We start from the raw sequence: 13,824 nt of genomic DNA on the forward strand, positions 1-13,824 counted from the left end.
ATCTAACTCAGGCACCAAGACCTGTATACTTCGCTGTCGGCAGGATCGTCAGGGGAACGAGCCCGCCCTCCTCGACACTGGCGAACATGCTGCGCCGCTCATGCGGCTGCGACTTGAAGAAGGGATAGCGGATCGCCACCATATCGCGGATCGCCCGGATCGGTGCGCCGCCAAGCCCGATCCGAACGTTAATCCCATCATGTTCCCTTGCCTCAGCCATCGGCTGCGAGCCGAATATGCGCTTGTAAAATGCCGCATGCTCCGGCTTGACCGAGGCCAAACAGAAATCGGCGGCGAAATATTCCGAAGCCATTGCCGCGATTCGTAGCGTCAGATAGGGAATGGCCGGATATTCGGAAAGAAGCGCCGGCTCGCTGGCAAAGCGGGTTGGGTCAACGAAGCTCATGCCCTTATCCAGCATCGGCCCGAGGACTTCGGGAAAAAGCTTGAAGCTGGTGCCTATTCGGTGCTCCGGGGTAATGTGGTGGATGCGAAGGGTGCTGACCAATTGCTGGTCAATATAAACGCCATAAACATAGGCATGGCTGTCCCGATCCAGATCGTCGATAATCGCCCCGCCGAATTCGTCGTCCAGCAGCTTGTTTGTCATGTAGGAACGGTACCGCAGCTGTCCGATTTCCTCGAAATCCTCTGCGCTGACGATACGGCGATATTCCACACGGTCGAGAAAATTCAGTAGCTGCTGCGCAAAATTCGATATCTGCAGATCGCCCGAGACGGCCGTCGCTGCACCCATGGTCCCCACTCCAATTTGCCCGCCAGACCAAATCAGTCGGCAAAGGATAAGCCGTTTTCGCTCACCGTAAAAGAGACTTCAACAATTTGAATTTAACTTTACTAATTTATTAAGTTGCCCTTGCGGAAGCATATTCCAAGAAATTGGGACGCCCGCAGGAGGCCCAGCAGTGGGCTTGGCGGAGGATTTAGAGCATTTCACTTTTTGATGGAAACGATTGCCTATTCTTCCTCGTTGCGGCAGCATAGCTGTTGAGGCATGGATTCCTGTGACAAGCACAGGAATGACGGGCTGCTTTGCTGTTGGCGCCCAGTTTCCAACCTCTCGCTTGGCAAGAATGGTTTTTGGTGACGCGGAAAAATCTCCACCCGTCATTCCTGTGCTTGTCACAGGAATCCATGCCTCAACAGCTCCGTTACAACAACGGTGCCAAAGGGTATTCAGTGTCCATCAAACATGAACGACTCTAACCGACGCAGCGAGAGCAGCGCTTACATGGCGTTGGTAAGCTTGCTGCTGGCCCCGAGAGGGAAGCTCCTGTCGATGAGGGATGAGATCGCCTGCGCGGGAAGCGGCGCGCCCAGCAGATATCCCTGCACAAGGTCCGCGCCCGCCGCGCCCCTGATCAGCGCCAGTTGCTCCTGCGTTTCCACGCCTTCCACCGTCACACCGAGCCCCATTTCATGCGAAAGCTGAGTGACGCCGCGCAAAAGCATCAGCGAGCGCCTGTCCTCGGTGATATCGCGCACGAAGGAGCGGTCCATCTTCACCTTTGTCAGGGGAAGCGTATTGAGATAGCTGAGGCTCGAATAGCCGGTGCCGAAATCATCGAGCGCCACATTGATCCCGGCGTTTTTCAACTGTTGCAGCACATTGCTGGTTTTGTTGCGGTCGCTGATGATCGCGCTCTCCGTCACTTCGACTTCCAGCAGATTCGTCGGCAGCCCCGAATGTCTCAAGGCGCTCGCGATGATGTCAGTGATGTCGCTGTTTTTCAGATCGATGGCGGAAAGATTGACCGATACGCCGATGCGCCCGCCCCAGTTCATGCAATCCATGCAGGCCTTTTCCAGCATGAAGCGGGTGATGTCGGTGATGACGCCCATTTCCTCCGCAAGCGGAATGTAATCGGCGGGGGAAATCGGCCCCAGTTCCGGATGATCCCAGCGCGAGAGCGCCTCGCAGGAAACGATGCGCAGGGACTGGGCGCTGACGATCGGCTGGTAGACCACCTTGAGCGCACCATTGAGGATCGCCCCGCGCAAATCGTTCTTGAGACGCTGCCGGCTGCGATAGCGGATATCCATCGCCTCCTCGAACAGCGCCCAGCTGCGGTTCTCGTTTCCCTTCGCCTCGTAAAGAGCGAGGTCCGCCTTGATATGCAGGTTTTGCAGGTCGAAATGGCCCATCGGTGCCAACGCGACACCCGCATTGACGTCCACTTCGACGCTATGGTCCAGCAGTTGATAGGTGCCCGACACGGCGGAAACCAGATTGTCCATCACCGCATCGATCTGGGCATCGGAACCGACATCAGGAACGAAGATCACGAACTCATCGCCGCCGAAGCGGGAGGGGATGAAGCGCATCGGATCCATTTCCCCGAGACGTCCCGCGAGCTTGCGCAGCAGCTGGTCGCCGACATGGTGGCCCAGCGTGTCGTTGACATGCTTGAAATCGTTGATATCGAGCACGACCAGCGCCATCCGCTTGCCATGCGCGCGGCGCGCCAGGAGCGATTTGATCAGCGTTTCGAAATGTGCGCGGTTCGGGAGTCCCGTCAGCCCGTCATAGCGGGCCATATGCTGGATTTGCGCTTCCGCCTCGATGCGCTGCGTCACGTCCTCGAAAATCAGCACCGCGCCCTCGTCCTGGCGCTGGCTGCAGCTGAACTCGATATAGCGCCCATCGGAGAACTGAAACAGGTCGCGTTCACGCCGCCCGGCGAGCAGATCCTCGATGAGTCTGCGTATGCTTTTGAGTTTGGTACGCGGAAAGAGCCCATGCAGGGAAGAATAGCGCAGCACCGTTTGCAGCGAGCGGCCGGTAAGATCGGTACCCGGCGATATTCTCAGCAGCGACACCGCCTTGTTGTTGACGACCACGAGCTTTCCGTCGCCGTCGAACATGATGAGGCCTTGCGGCATGTTGTTGAGCGCCGCATCGAAACGGCTCGCCACGACTGCCAGTTCCCGCCGTCCCATCACCGCTGCGAACAGGGAGTCCCGTAGGCCGCTGGCCATCTGAATGTTGCTCAGAGAATAAGGAATGAGAAGGAAACCGATGATGATGTGAAATGTACTGCCCGCCAGCAAAAATCCGGCAAGCACCGGAACGAGACAGCAGACCGAGAGGACAATGACGGCAGACCGCGAGGCATAATTGCGCCCGACGATGGAGACGCTCGATGCAAGCAGAACCGAAAGGCTGGCAAGCTCGGCAAAGGAATCTTTGATCACATAGGTGCTGTAGAAACACAGCGCCCCCAGCGTCGTGCTTACCGCCGATGCGCCGAAGAGATAGCGGAACTCCCATTGGCTGATCTCGAAATGTGAGGGGTCCGAGCGCAGCACCCGGTCAAAGCGGCTCATGTCGAAAAGCCGCGCCAGCGCAATAAGGGTAAATACCGCAGCGAAGACGACGAACGCATTATTGCCCGTCTTCAGATAGATAACCGCGCAAGCCACCACATGCGCCAGCATCCCGAACCAGAGCGTCGCGCGATTCCCATACAGGGACCGCACGAAAGAGAGACGGATATCAACTGGAATGTCTGTTCGTCGGCGCCAAGCCATATTCGATATGCCGTCCCTTTTCCCTCGGAACATATTATTACAGCAATGACTTAATAATATATTTCCCTAAAATAAACCCTTGGTTGCGTATACTCGCGTTAATTGAGCGCACTATACTTGAACAGGCCGCGTAAATAATAAGATAGCCCGAAGCGATTAAATCTTGATCCTATAGTTTAATTTCAATTCGCGAGAATAAGTACTGTGTTTTACTTTACTATTTTCCAGTTACCTGAATCGAAGCCTGAATTACTTGAATCCAATTCTCAAGACTGCTGTTACCATCCCGCCGGAGGACGGAAGCCGGCACATATATCCTATCTATCCGCCCACATTCCCATCTTTGCGGCGGATTCACAATGCGTTTATGCCCGGTTTCCACGAAAATTCGAGACAGCTCAAATGCTGTGGCCGCCGTCGATTGTCACGATTGCCCCCGTCATATAGCGGCTCGCATCGGAAGCGAGCATCAGCACCGCGCCGTCCAGATCCTGCGCCTCACCCAGCCTGCGCATCGGATTGAGCCCTTTGAGGAAATCGCCAGCCGGTCCGTCAAGGACCGCATCATTGAGCCTGGTGGGAAACCAGCCGGGCGCGATGGCGTTAACGCGAATGCCGTGCGAGGCCCATTCGAGCGCAAGCGCCCGCGTCATGTGTGAAACCGCCGCTTTTGACATGGCATAGGCTGCGGCGCCCTTGAGCGGCCGTTCGGCGAGAATGCTGGTGGAATTGACGATTACCCCGCCACGGCCCGCCGCGATCAGCCGCCGGGCTGCCTCCTGCGCCACGCAGAACGCGCCTGCGACATTGACCTCGAAAGCCCGTTGCAGCATCTCCCGCGTCGTATCGAGTGCCCGCGCCATTTGCGCCACGCCCGCATTGTTGAAAACGACCGTCACCGTACCCAGCCGCGCCTCGGCTTCATCGAAGGCCTGCTCCACTTCGCGAGGACATGTTACATCCGCCATGATATCGATGATCTCGCCGCCTCCATTGCGGGGCTCGCGATTGGGCACATGCGCCCGGGAAATCGAAATCACATTGGCGCCGTGGCTGGCGAGCATTTCGACCATGCGCGCTCCCAGGCCGGACGAGCCGCCCGTCACCACGATTGTCTTGCCCCTTACGGAAAAGAGTTCCCCAGCAGTCATGAAAATCACGCAGGCCTTGGCTCAAATAGTAGAAGAGTCAGCCTTCACTTTTTAGAAGTAGCAATGTCTTATGACAACTGCAGTAATGACCTGCTACGAATATTTCTATCTTCTTCCGTGAATCTCATCCAACGAAACGCATTGGAAAATCGCGAGGGAGAGTCTAAATAAGCTTGGCCCAGAAAGCACTCACCACCTCCCCCTCCCGGGGTTTTCGGAAAGAACCCATGTCTACGCCATCGAAACCCCTCATTGCCGTCACCTCCGATATACGCAGCTTCGATATTTACACCTGGCACGCCGCGCCGGAGCAATATCTCGCGGCGGCGATCGACGGCGCGGGGGTAACGCCGCTGCTCGTTCCCTGTTTCGGCGATGCGCTCGATCTCGATGCGATTCTTGCCGCTGTCGATGGCGTGCTGATAACCGGATCGAAATCCAATGTGCATCCCTCGCTTTACGGCGTCGAGCCGACCGAAGCGCATGAGCCTTTCGACCACGCGCGCGACGCCACCTCGCTGCCGCTCATCCGCCGCGCCATCGAACTGGGCGTACCGCTGCTCACCATCTGCCGGGGCTTCCAGGAGCTGAACGTCGCCCTTGGCGGCACGCTGGCGACGGAGATTCAGGAGTTGCCGGAGCGCATCGATCACCGCGCCCCGGACACCGGTAACCAGGCCGAACGTTTCGCCCTACGCCACCAGGTATTGATCAAGCCAGGCTCCTGCCTTGCTTCCATCGTCGAGGAGGATACCGTTCAGGTGAACTCCGCTCACCGGCAGGGGATCGATACCCTTGCCCCACGCCTGGAGATCGAGGCGCTCGCCGAGGACGGCACTATCGAAGCGGTCTCGGTAAAGGATGCGAAGGGCTTTGTCGTCGGTGTACAATGGCACCCGGAAATCTGGGTGAAGACCGACAGCCCCTCGCGCAAAGTCTTCGCCGCCTTCGGCGACGCCGTCCGCGCCCACCGCGCCGCGCGGTTGGCGGTCGCGGCAGAGTAGATTATTTCATGGCCTGCCGCTGGCGCTCGCGTTCCCTGTCGAAGCGGGCGGTTTCGCGCTGCTGCAGCTTGAGAATGATATAACACATTACCAAGACTCCTGCGGGATAGGTAAGAAAGACTAACAGCTCTGACCACGTCATCCTCTTAAGTCCTTCAATGAAAATCTTGCCCAGTAATGTAATGCTGCCGCGCCAAAAAGACAATTCGTCATACCAAAAATGGGCAGCCACGATGGCGGTCGATCGCCATAAAGCATTGTAAACAATGGCGCGAAGCCACCCACTGCAACCAGAGCGACGGCAAAACCGTTAAACAATGTTGCGGTTAATTTTAAGCGCTCATTATGAACGGTGGCGGAAAGGTCAGCCATTATCGGATCGTCCCCCTATTTTTTAACTCCCCTCCCCATATTATTGGCCGTCTCCCGCACCGGCGTCAACGCCGCGCCATCCTTGAACCAGCTGACGAGATTATCCACCACCAGGTCGGCCATGGCGCGGCGCGTTGCCTGGGAGGCGGAGGCGACATGGGGCAGCAGCGTGGCGTTCGGCAGGTCGATCAGCGCCTGCGGCACACGCGGCTCATCCGCGAACACATCGAGACCGGCGGCGGCGATGGTGCCACTGCCAAGCGCGGCGATGAGCGCCTCTTCGTCGACAACGCTGCCGCGTCCGATATTGATGAGCACGCCATCGGGACCGAGCGCGCGCAGCACTTCGGCATTCACGGCCTTCTCCGTCCCCGCCCCGCCCGGCGCCGCGACGATGAGCGTGTCCACGGCTTCCGCCAGCGCAAGCAGGCTGGGGTAATAATCATAGACGACGTCATCGGCCCGGTGGCGATTGTGATAGGCAACGGAGAGGCCGAAAGCTTCAAGGCGACGGGCGATGGCCTTCCCGATCCGCCCGAGCCCGAAAATGCCGGCGCGGCGGCCGCGCAGCGACAGCTTCGTCAACGGATAATTGCCCTCCGTTTCCCATTTGCCCGCCCTCAGCCAGGCCTGCGCCTGCGGCAGCTCCCGCACCGTGTCGATCAGCAAACCCAACGCCGTATCGGCAACCTCCTCCGTCAGCACATCGGGCGTGTTGGTCACCATGATGCCGGTCTTGCCCGCATGGGCGGCATCCACATTGTCATAACCGACGCCGAAATTGGCGACGATTTCGAGGTTTGGCAACGCGTCCATGAAGGCTGCATTGAGCGCCCCGCTGACGGCGACGCCGCGAATGCGCTGCGCCAGCTCCGGCGTCACCAGCGCCGGGTCGCCCTTCTCCACCCGCTCCGTCGCAAAAATATCGCCGATGCGCTCGACCGCGTGGGGGTGCAGCTTGCCGACCACGAGAATGGTCGCTTCATGCTTGTCCGTCATGATCGTTCAATTCCTCCCTGACTTGATGATTTCAGGCTAACCGGTTTTTCGGTTTTGCCGTGGATTGCCGGATGCGCAATTCCGGCTTGATCAATTCCTGGCGCGGCGGATGGCCCGCGCCGTTGAGCTGGTCGAGCAGCGCCCGCGCCGCGCGAAGCCCTACCTCGCGCTGGCCGTTCCAGACCGTCGTGAGCGCCGGGGTGGCGATCGCCGCCTCCTCCAGATCGTCATAGCCGGTCACGGAAATATCCTCGCCTGGCACAAGGCCCGCCCGCGCGATGCCGTTCATGAGGCCGATGGCGGCCAGATCGTTCCAGCACACCGCCGCTGTCGGCTTGTCTTTCAGCGCCAGGAATTGCGGAGCCACCTCGAAACCGCCCTGCTTGGTGCGCGGGCCCGGAATGCGCCATTCCGGATTGACCGGCAGACCGGCCTTTTCCATCGCGCTCACATAGCCCTGATACCGGTCGCGCCCGGTGGAGGTCTGGTCCGTGCCGCCGACCATGGCGATGCGCGTATGCCCGAGCGAGATCAGATGATTGGTGGCAAGGCCGATGCCGTAGGAATCGTCGCCGCGGAACACCGGCACCTCCGCCCCCTCGACCGTGCGCGCGATCAGCACCACCGGCAGGCCATTGTCTTCCGCCATCTGAATGTCCGCAGCGGGCGTGCCGATGGCAGGCGACATGATCACGCCATCCGCACCCAGCTGCAGCAGCGTATCGATGAAGGTGCGCTGTTTTTCCAACTGATCGTAATGGTTCGACAGGATGAAGGTCTGGCGCGAGCGGTCGAGCTCCGTTTCGATGGAGCGCAGGATCTCGGCGAAGAACGGGTTCATGATGTCATGCACCACGACGCCGACGATCCCCGAGCGCGAGGTTCGAAGGCTCGCCGCGCGGCGATTGTAGATATAGCCGATGGTGCGGGCGTGTTCCTTGATCTTCTCGCGTGTCTGGTCGGCCACCAGCGGGCTGTCACGCAAGGCAAGCGAAACCGTCGCGGTCGAAACCCCCAGCGCATCCGCTATGGTCGAAAGCTTGATCTTCTGGGCCAACGCGCCTCCCGCATCCCTTTGCGTCGATAATACAGGCGTTTATGCCATCGGCACCGGAGAATTGGAAGGTATTTCGCTGGGCTGGAGAAAGCGCCCCGCTAATCGGCGAACTCCTCGTCGGATACGCTTTCGGCACTCTCCTCCGCTTCGACAGGTCCCGGCGCCGAGAGATTGCCCTCGAGCCGGCTCAAGAGTTTCAGCAGCGTCTTGCGCTCTCTCTTGTCGAGCCCGCGCAAGGCGTCCTTCTCGGTCTTGCGGATCGACTTTTCGATGACACGGATCACATCGCGCCCGCTCTCGGTAAGAAAGACATGCGCCTGCCGCTGGTCCCGCTCGGAAGCCTGCTTGGTGACGAAGCCTTGCGATTGCAGCCGCGCGATGGTCTTGGTCACCGTGGGCGGACGCACGCCCAGCCGCTGCGCCAGCACGCCGGGCGGCAAGCCGTCCTCCGCCGCCAATTGCAGCATGATGGCGTCCTGCCCGGCATAAAGCCCGTGCTCCAGGAGCCGCGTCGCCAGCGACGTGCGCCCCAGCCTCGCCGCGGATTGCAGCCGATGCAGGATGACCGGTTTGCGTTCTTTTGTCATGAAAGGCTCTCCCCACCAAGCCGTGATCCGCAGGACCATAAGCCGGCTTTCCGCTTTGGGCAACGCAAGGTTTGCTTGCCCTTGGTTTTTCACTTCATTACGCTGGCTTACGAAGATGACAGGAGAATAACATGGGTGCCGTGCGCGACAATAAGACCATAGCCGTCCTGCCGCTCGGCGCCCATGAGCAGCACGGGCCGCACCTGCCGTTCGAGACCGATACGATCATCGCCGAAGGCCTCGCCGCCCGTATCGCCGCCGCCCTGCCCGCCGATCTGGACGTGCGCTTCCTGCCCGCGGAACCAATCGGCTATTCGATCGAGCATATGGATGTGCCGGGCACGAAGACCCTTACCTTCGATGAAGCGGTGAAGCGCTGGATCGGCATCGGCGAAAAGCTCCATGCGGAAGGCATCCGCAAGCTGGTGCTGCTCAATGCCCATGGCGGCAACTCCCCCCTCCTCACTATCGTCGCAACCGAACTGCGCGTCCGCTGCAACATGCTCGCGGTCGCGACGAGTTGGCCGCGCTTCGGCCTGCCCGAGGGGTTGCTGACGCCGGAGGAAAAGGCGCTCGACATTCATGGCGGCTTCATCGAAACCAGCGTCATGCTGGCGCTGCGCCCCGATCTGGTGGACATGGAGAAGGCCCGCAACTTCCCCAACGCGCAATCCGCCTTTGCGGAAAAATTCAAGCACCTGCGCGCCTACGGCCCCCACGCCTTCGGCTGGAAAATGCAGGACCTCAACACCGAAGGCGTCGCCGGCAACGCCGCCCGCGCCAGCGCAGAAGCGGGGGAGAAGATAAACGCCCACGCGGTCAGGGGATTTATTGAGCTTCTGCAGGATGTTGACCGGTTCGATATGGCGTTTTTTCAGAGCGGCTCCTGACGAACGCTGGCGGGCCAGACCCCCCCCCCCCTCTGCCCTGCCGGGCATCTCCCCCACAAGGGGGGAGATTGGCTGTCAGGACTGCTTTCGCTAATCGCCTGCGTTGCAGGATTAAGTGCCGTCATAGATGAAGGCCAATCTCCCCCCTTGTGGGGGAGATGCCCGGCAGGGCAGAGGGGGGTGAGCGCCGACGTCAAACATAAATAGCGCCATGGCGCGAACGTGATACACCCACATGTAATATTATAGCATTGCGTATGGCATTCGCCCTGCCCTTCCCTTATATGAATTTCCCAATCCAGAATCTCCCGCTAGCTGAGCGTCGTAACGCGAAAGAGGCATGAGAATGAGCCAAGCCCAAGCCACCGAATCCGCCACCGCCCCTGAGGCCACCGCCCAGATCCCCGTCACCGTGCTGACCGGCTATCTCGGCTCCGGCAAGACGACGCTTTTGAACCGAATCCTCACCGAGAACCACGGCAAGCGCTATGCGGTCATCGTCAACGAGTTCGGTGAGATCGGCATCGACAATGACCTCATTGTCGAGTCGGACGAAGAAATCTACGAGATGAACAATGGCTGCATCTGCTGCACGGTGCGCGGCGACCTGATTCGCGTCGTGGAAGGCCTGATGCGCCGTCCGGGACGCTTCGACGCCATCATCGTGGAGACGACCGGCCTTGCCGATCCCGTGCCCGTCGCCCAGACCTTTTTCATGGATGACGATGTCCGCGCCAAGACCTCGCTCGACGCCGTCGTCGCGCTGGTCGATGCCAAGCACCTGCCTCTGCGCTTGAAGGACAGCCGCGAGGCGGAAGACCAGATCGCCTTCGCCGATGTGGTGCTATTGAACAAGACCGATCTGGTGACGCCGGAAGAAGCCGACAAGGTGGAGGCCACCATCCGCGCCATCAACCCCTACGCCACCATCTATCGCACCGAACGCGCCGCCCTCCCGCTCGATCATGTGCTTGATCGCGGCGCATTCGACTTGAAGCGCGCGCTGGAGAACGACCCGCATTTCCTCGACCATGATCACCCCGATCATGTCTGCGGTCCGGATTGTGACCACGACCATCACCATCATCACCACCATGATCATGATCACGACCACCACCATCATGATCACGGCCATGCCTCGCCGATCCATGACGTGACGGTCACCTCTGTGTCGCTGCGATCAGGCGAGGTCGATCCGGCGAAGTTCTTCCCTTGGGTGCAGAAGGTCACACAGGAGCAGGGGCCGAACATTCTTCGCCTTAAAGGCATCATCGCCTTGAAGAACGACCCGGACCGCTATGTGGTGCAGGGTGTGCACATGATTATCGAGGGCGACCACCAGCGCGCCTGGAAGGATGGCGAGGCACGCGAGAGCCGCCTCGTCTTCATCGGGCGCGAGCTTGACCGCGACGCGCTGAAAGCCGGCTTCGAGGCTTGTAAATAAACGATGCCGACGATTGCCCCGCTTGATCTGACCGGCCATTGCGTTCTCGCGCGCTTTGTCTCCGGCATTCCCTTCTTCGCGCTTGCCGATGGCACGATCCACCGCCTCGACAACGGCCACAAGGTAACGGAAGCCCATGACGGGCTTTTGTCCGCGACGCGCTCACTGGATGGCAAATCGCTGCTGACGGGCGGCGAGGATGGCCGCATCTGCCGCACGAATGCCAATGGCGACCCGGAGGAGCTCGCCTCCTTCCCGCGCAAATGGATGACAGCAGTCGCCTCCGGCCCGCAGGGAACCGTGGCCTTCGCCTCGGGCCGCAGCGCCTGGATGCGCGAGGCTAACGGCAAGCTGAAGGAATTCCAGCACCCGCGCAGCGCCGAGGGCGTCGCCTTCGCGCCGAAGGGCATGCGTCTCGCCGTCGCCCGCTATAATGGCGTGACGCTGCACTGGGCGGCGGCGGAGGGTAAGCCGGTGGAACTGGAATGGAAGGGCGCGCATATCGGCGTCACCTTCTCGCCCGATGGCCGTTTCCTCGTCACGTCCATGCAGGAAAACGCGCTGCATGGCTGGCGGCTGGAAGACAACAAGCACATGCGCATGACCGGCTACCCGTCAAAGGTCAAGGACTGGTCGTGGAGCGTTAAGGGAAAATGGCTCGCCACGTCGGGCGCGCCCGCCGCTGTCATCTGGCCGTTCTCCGGCAAGGATGGCCCGATGGGCAAGGCCCCGCTGGAATTGGGCTTCCGCGGCGACGTCATGGTCAGCGCCGTCGCCTGCCACCCCATCGAAGACATCGCCGCCATCGGCTATTCGGATGGCATGATCCTCGTCGTCCGCTTTAGCGACCAGAAAGAAGTGCTTCTCCGCCGCCCCGGCAAGGGAGCCGTCACCTCCATGGATTGGGATGACACCGGGCGGCGGCTCGTGTTCGGGTCGGATAAGGGGGATTGCGGGGTGGTGGATATTTCGGCTTGAAGGCTTGGCGCCCTCCCTCCCCCTTGCGGGGAGGGTGGCCGCGTTAGCGGACGGGTGGGGGTGGCGACGCCTGCACTATGGTCTTCGAAGCAAGCGCACGCGTCACCACCCCCATCCGCCCGCTCCGCGGGTTTCGTCGCTGGAAAAGCCAAATCATTGGCTTTTCCTCGGCTGCGGCCGACCGCTCCTCAATCCCCGCAAGGGGGAAGGTGGGCGTCAGCGCTACACCAGCTCCGGATAATCGATATACCCCTTCGCCCCGCCGCCATAGAAGGTGGTATTATCAGGCGCATTCAGCTCCGCCTTCTCCTTGAACCGGCGCACCAGGTCCGGGTTGGCGATGAACGGCTTACCGAAGGCGACGAGGTCGGCGTATCCTTTCGCCACGGCCTCTTCCGCCATCTCCCGCGTATAGCCATTGTTGACAATCCACGCGCCCGTGCCGCCCGCATTGCGATAGGCCGCCTTGAAGGCCGCATAGTCGAACGGCTTGTCGCCCTGCTGGTAATCGCGCTCGCCGCCGGTCGCCCCCTCGATCACATGCACGAAGGCAAGGCCAAGCGGCCCAAGCTTGCCCGCGACATAATCGAACAGCGGCTGGGGCTCGGGATCAGAAATATCATTGGCCGGCGTTACCGGAGAAAGACGGATACCGGTGCGGCCGCCGCCGATTTCTTTGGTAACGGCGTCCACTACTTCGAGAAGGAACCGCGCCCGGTTCTCGATCGAGCCGCCATATGCGTCGGTACGGTGGTTGGTACCAGAGCGCATGAACTGGTCGAGCAGATAGCCATTGGCGGCATGGATTTCGACGCCGTCGAAACCGGCCTCATCCACCGCCGCCCGCGCCGCGCGGCGGTAATCCTCGATAATGCCGGGCAGCTCACTCGCTTCCAATGCGCGCGGCTCCGAGGTTTCGACGAACCCGCCGCTGCCATCCGCATTGATGATATAGGTCTTGGTCTTGGCCCGGATCGCCGAAGGCGCGACCGGCGCGGCTCCTCCCGGCTGCAGCGAGGTGTGCGACACGCGCCCCACATGCCAGATCTGCGCGACGATCTTGCCGCCCTTCGCATGCACCGCATCGGTCACCTTGCGCCAGGCGGCAAGCTGCTCCGCCCCGTAGAGGCCCGGCACGTCCGCATAGCCCTGCCCCTGCTGGGTAATGGCCGTCCCCTCGGAAATGAGCAACCCAGCCGTGGCGCGCTGCGTGTAATAGGTGATGGCGAGCTCGGTCGGCGTCGCATTGGGCGAGCGGTTGCGCGTGAGCGGCGCCATGGCAATGCGATTGGCAAGTTCGAGATCGCCGGCCTTGATGGGGTCGAAAAGGGTCGTCATTGCTATTCCTTCGTTTGGGAGAAGCTAGAGATCGGAGAGCGATTTGAGAAAAGCCGCGATGGTTTCCTCATTGCGCTTGTAAAAAATCCATTGCCCGACACGCCGCGAGGTCACGAGGTCCGCTCGCGAAAGCGTCGCCAGATGCGCCGACACCGCCGATTGCGACAGACCGCAATTGCGCTCAAACCCGCTGGCGCACACGCCCATCTCGAACGGGTGCTCCTGGGTGAAATGCCTCTCCGGCTCCTTCAGCCAGTTCAGCATGTCGATCCGTGTCGGATGCGCCAGCGCTTTCAGGATTTCGTCGCGGTTCATGATCCCCTCTATATATCGGGCCAAGGCGATATATAGATCGTGTTTTGGTGATATATATGATGAACCGCTTCACATTGCCGTGATGGATTGCCTTTCGTCCCTTTCCTGTGGAACACGCCCCCTCCCCGCGCTGCCTT

Annotated in this window: 13 protein-coding genes; 4 read left to right on the forward strand and 9 right to left on the reverse strand. The window is 60.5% G+C overall.

The features are described 5' to 3' along the window. Positions 1-7: 7 nt before the first annotated feature. The 3 genes from ACOWVG_RS07710 to ACOWVG_RS07720 all read right to left on the reverse strand — a co-directional run bounded on the left by ACOWVG_RS07710 (position 8) and on the right by ACOWVG_RS07720 (position 4,703). Entirely contained in the window at positions 8-757 is a 750-nt protein-coding gene (locus ACOWVG_RS07710; RefSeq protein ID WP_420961194.1) for an N-acyl amino acid synthase FeeM domain-containing protein, read from the reverse strand. 491 nt (positions 758-1,248) lie between these two features. After that, a complete protein-coding gene (locus ACOWVG_RS07715) occupies positions 1,249-3,552 on the reverse strand; it encodes a putative bifunctional diguanylate cyclase/phosphodiesterase (RefSeq protein WP_420961196.1) in 2,304 nt (767 codons plus the stop codon). A 398-nt stretch (positions 3,553-3,950) separates the two neighbouring features. Continuing rightward, on the reverse strand, positions 3,951-4,703 hold the full coding sequence (locus ACOWVG_RS07720; protein WP_420961197.1) for an SDR family NAD(P)-dependent oxidoreductase: 753 nt from the start codon (positions 4,701-4,703) through the stop codon (positions 3,951-3,953). A gap of 227 nt (positions 4,704-4,930) precedes the next feature. Here ACOWVG_RS07720 and ACOWVG_RS07725 point away from each other — a divergent pair, with 227 nt between their 5' ends. Beyond that, positions 4,931-5,707, forward strand: coding sequence for a gamma-glutamyl-gamma-aminobutyrate hydrolase family protein (locus ACOWVG_RS07725; protein WP_420961199.1), 777 nt, complete (start codon positions 4,931-4,933; stop codon positions 5,705-5,707). A gap of 138 nt (positions 5,708-5,845) precedes the next feature. On the opposite strand, the gene ACOWVG_RS07730 is transcribed toward ACOWVG_RS07725, so the two are convergent. The 4 genes from ACOWVG_RS07730 to ACOWVG_RS07745 form a co-directional block, all read right to left on the reverse strand. Further along, positions 5,846-6,079, reverse strand: coding sequence for an amino acid transporter protein (locus ACOWVG_RS07730; protein ID WP_420961201.1), 234 nt, complete (start codon positions 6,077-6,079; stop codon positions 5,846-5,848). A gap of 15 nt (positions 6,080-6,094) precedes the next feature. Further along, positions 6,095-7,078, reverse strand: coding sequence for a 2-hydroxyacid dehydrogenase (locus ACOWVG_RS07735; RefSeq protein ID WP_420961203.1), 984 nt, complete (start codon positions 7,076-7,078; stop codon positions 6,095-6,097). 31 nt (positions 7,079-7,109) lie between these two features. Next, the gene (locus ACOWVG_RS07740; protein WP_420961205.1) at positions 7,110-8,135 is read right to left on the reverse strand and encodes a LacI family DNA-binding transcriptional regulator; all 1,026 of its coding nucleotides are present in this window, start codon (positions 8,133-8,135) and stop codon (positions 7,110-7,112) included. A gap of 98 nt (positions 8,136-8,233) precedes the next feature. Continuing rightward, the gene (locus ACOWVG_RS07745; protein WP_420961206.1) at positions 8,234-8,722 is read right to left on the reverse strand and encodes a MarR family winged helix-turn-helix transcriptional regulator; all 489 of its coding nucleotides are present in this window, start codon (positions 8,720-8,722) and stop codon (positions 8,234-8,236) included. Positions 8,723-8,853: 131 nt separating this feature from the next. Between ACOWVG_RS07745 and ACOWVG_RS07750 the strand changes: the two genes are divergently transcribed. The 3 genes from ACOWVG_RS07750 to ACOWVG_RS07760 all read left to right on the forward strand — a co-directional run bounded on the left by ACOWVG_RS07750 (position 8,854) and on the right by ACOWVG_RS07760 (position 12,034). Beyond that, positions 8,854-9,612, forward strand: coding sequence for a creatininase family protein (locus tag ACOWVG_RS07750; protein WP_420961208.1), 759 nt, complete (start codon positions 8,854-8,856; stop codon positions 9,610-9,612). 346 nt (positions 9,613-9,958) lie between these two features. Further along, positions 9,959-11,056: a CobW family GTP-binding protein gene (locus ACOWVG_RS07755; protein WP_420961209.1), complete on the forward strand. Its 1,098-nt coding sequence runs from the start codon at positions 9,959-9,961 to the stop codon at positions 11,054-11,056. Between the two features lie 3 nt (positions 11,057-11,059). Beyond that, positions 11,060-12,034 (forward strand): WD40 repeat domain-containing protein, encoded by a 975-nt coding sequence (locus ACOWVG_RS07760; RefSeq protein WP_420961211.1) that lies wholly within the window; start codon positions 11,060-11,062, stop codon positions 12,032-12,034. A 222-nt stretch (positions 12,035-12,256) separates the two neighbouring features. On the opposite strand, the gene ACOWVG_RS07765 is transcribed toward ACOWVG_RS07760, so the two are convergent. Both ACOWVG_RS07765 and ACOWVG_RS07770 read right to left on the reverse strand, forming a co-directional pair. Beyond that, a complete protein-coding gene (locus ACOWVG_RS07765) occupies positions 12,257-13,372 on the reverse strand; it encodes an alkene reductase (protein WP_420961212.1) in 1,116 nt (371 codons plus the stop codon). A gap of 24 nt (positions 13,373-13,396) precedes the next feature. Then, positions 13,397-13,687 carry an ArsR/SmtB family transcription factor gene (locus ACOWVG_RS07770; protein ID WP_420961213.1) on the reverse strand — a complete coding sequence of 97 codons (291 nt, stop codon included), beginning with the start codon at positions 13,685-13,687 and terminating at the stop codon, positions 13,397-13,399. Positions 13,688-13,824: the final 137 nt, after the last annotated feature.

Origin of the sequence: Brucella sp. IR073, assembly GCF_049065735.1 — a bacterium.
Lineage (GTDB): Bacteria > Pseudomonadota > Alphaproteobacteria > Rhizobiales > Rhizobiaceae > Paramesorhizobium.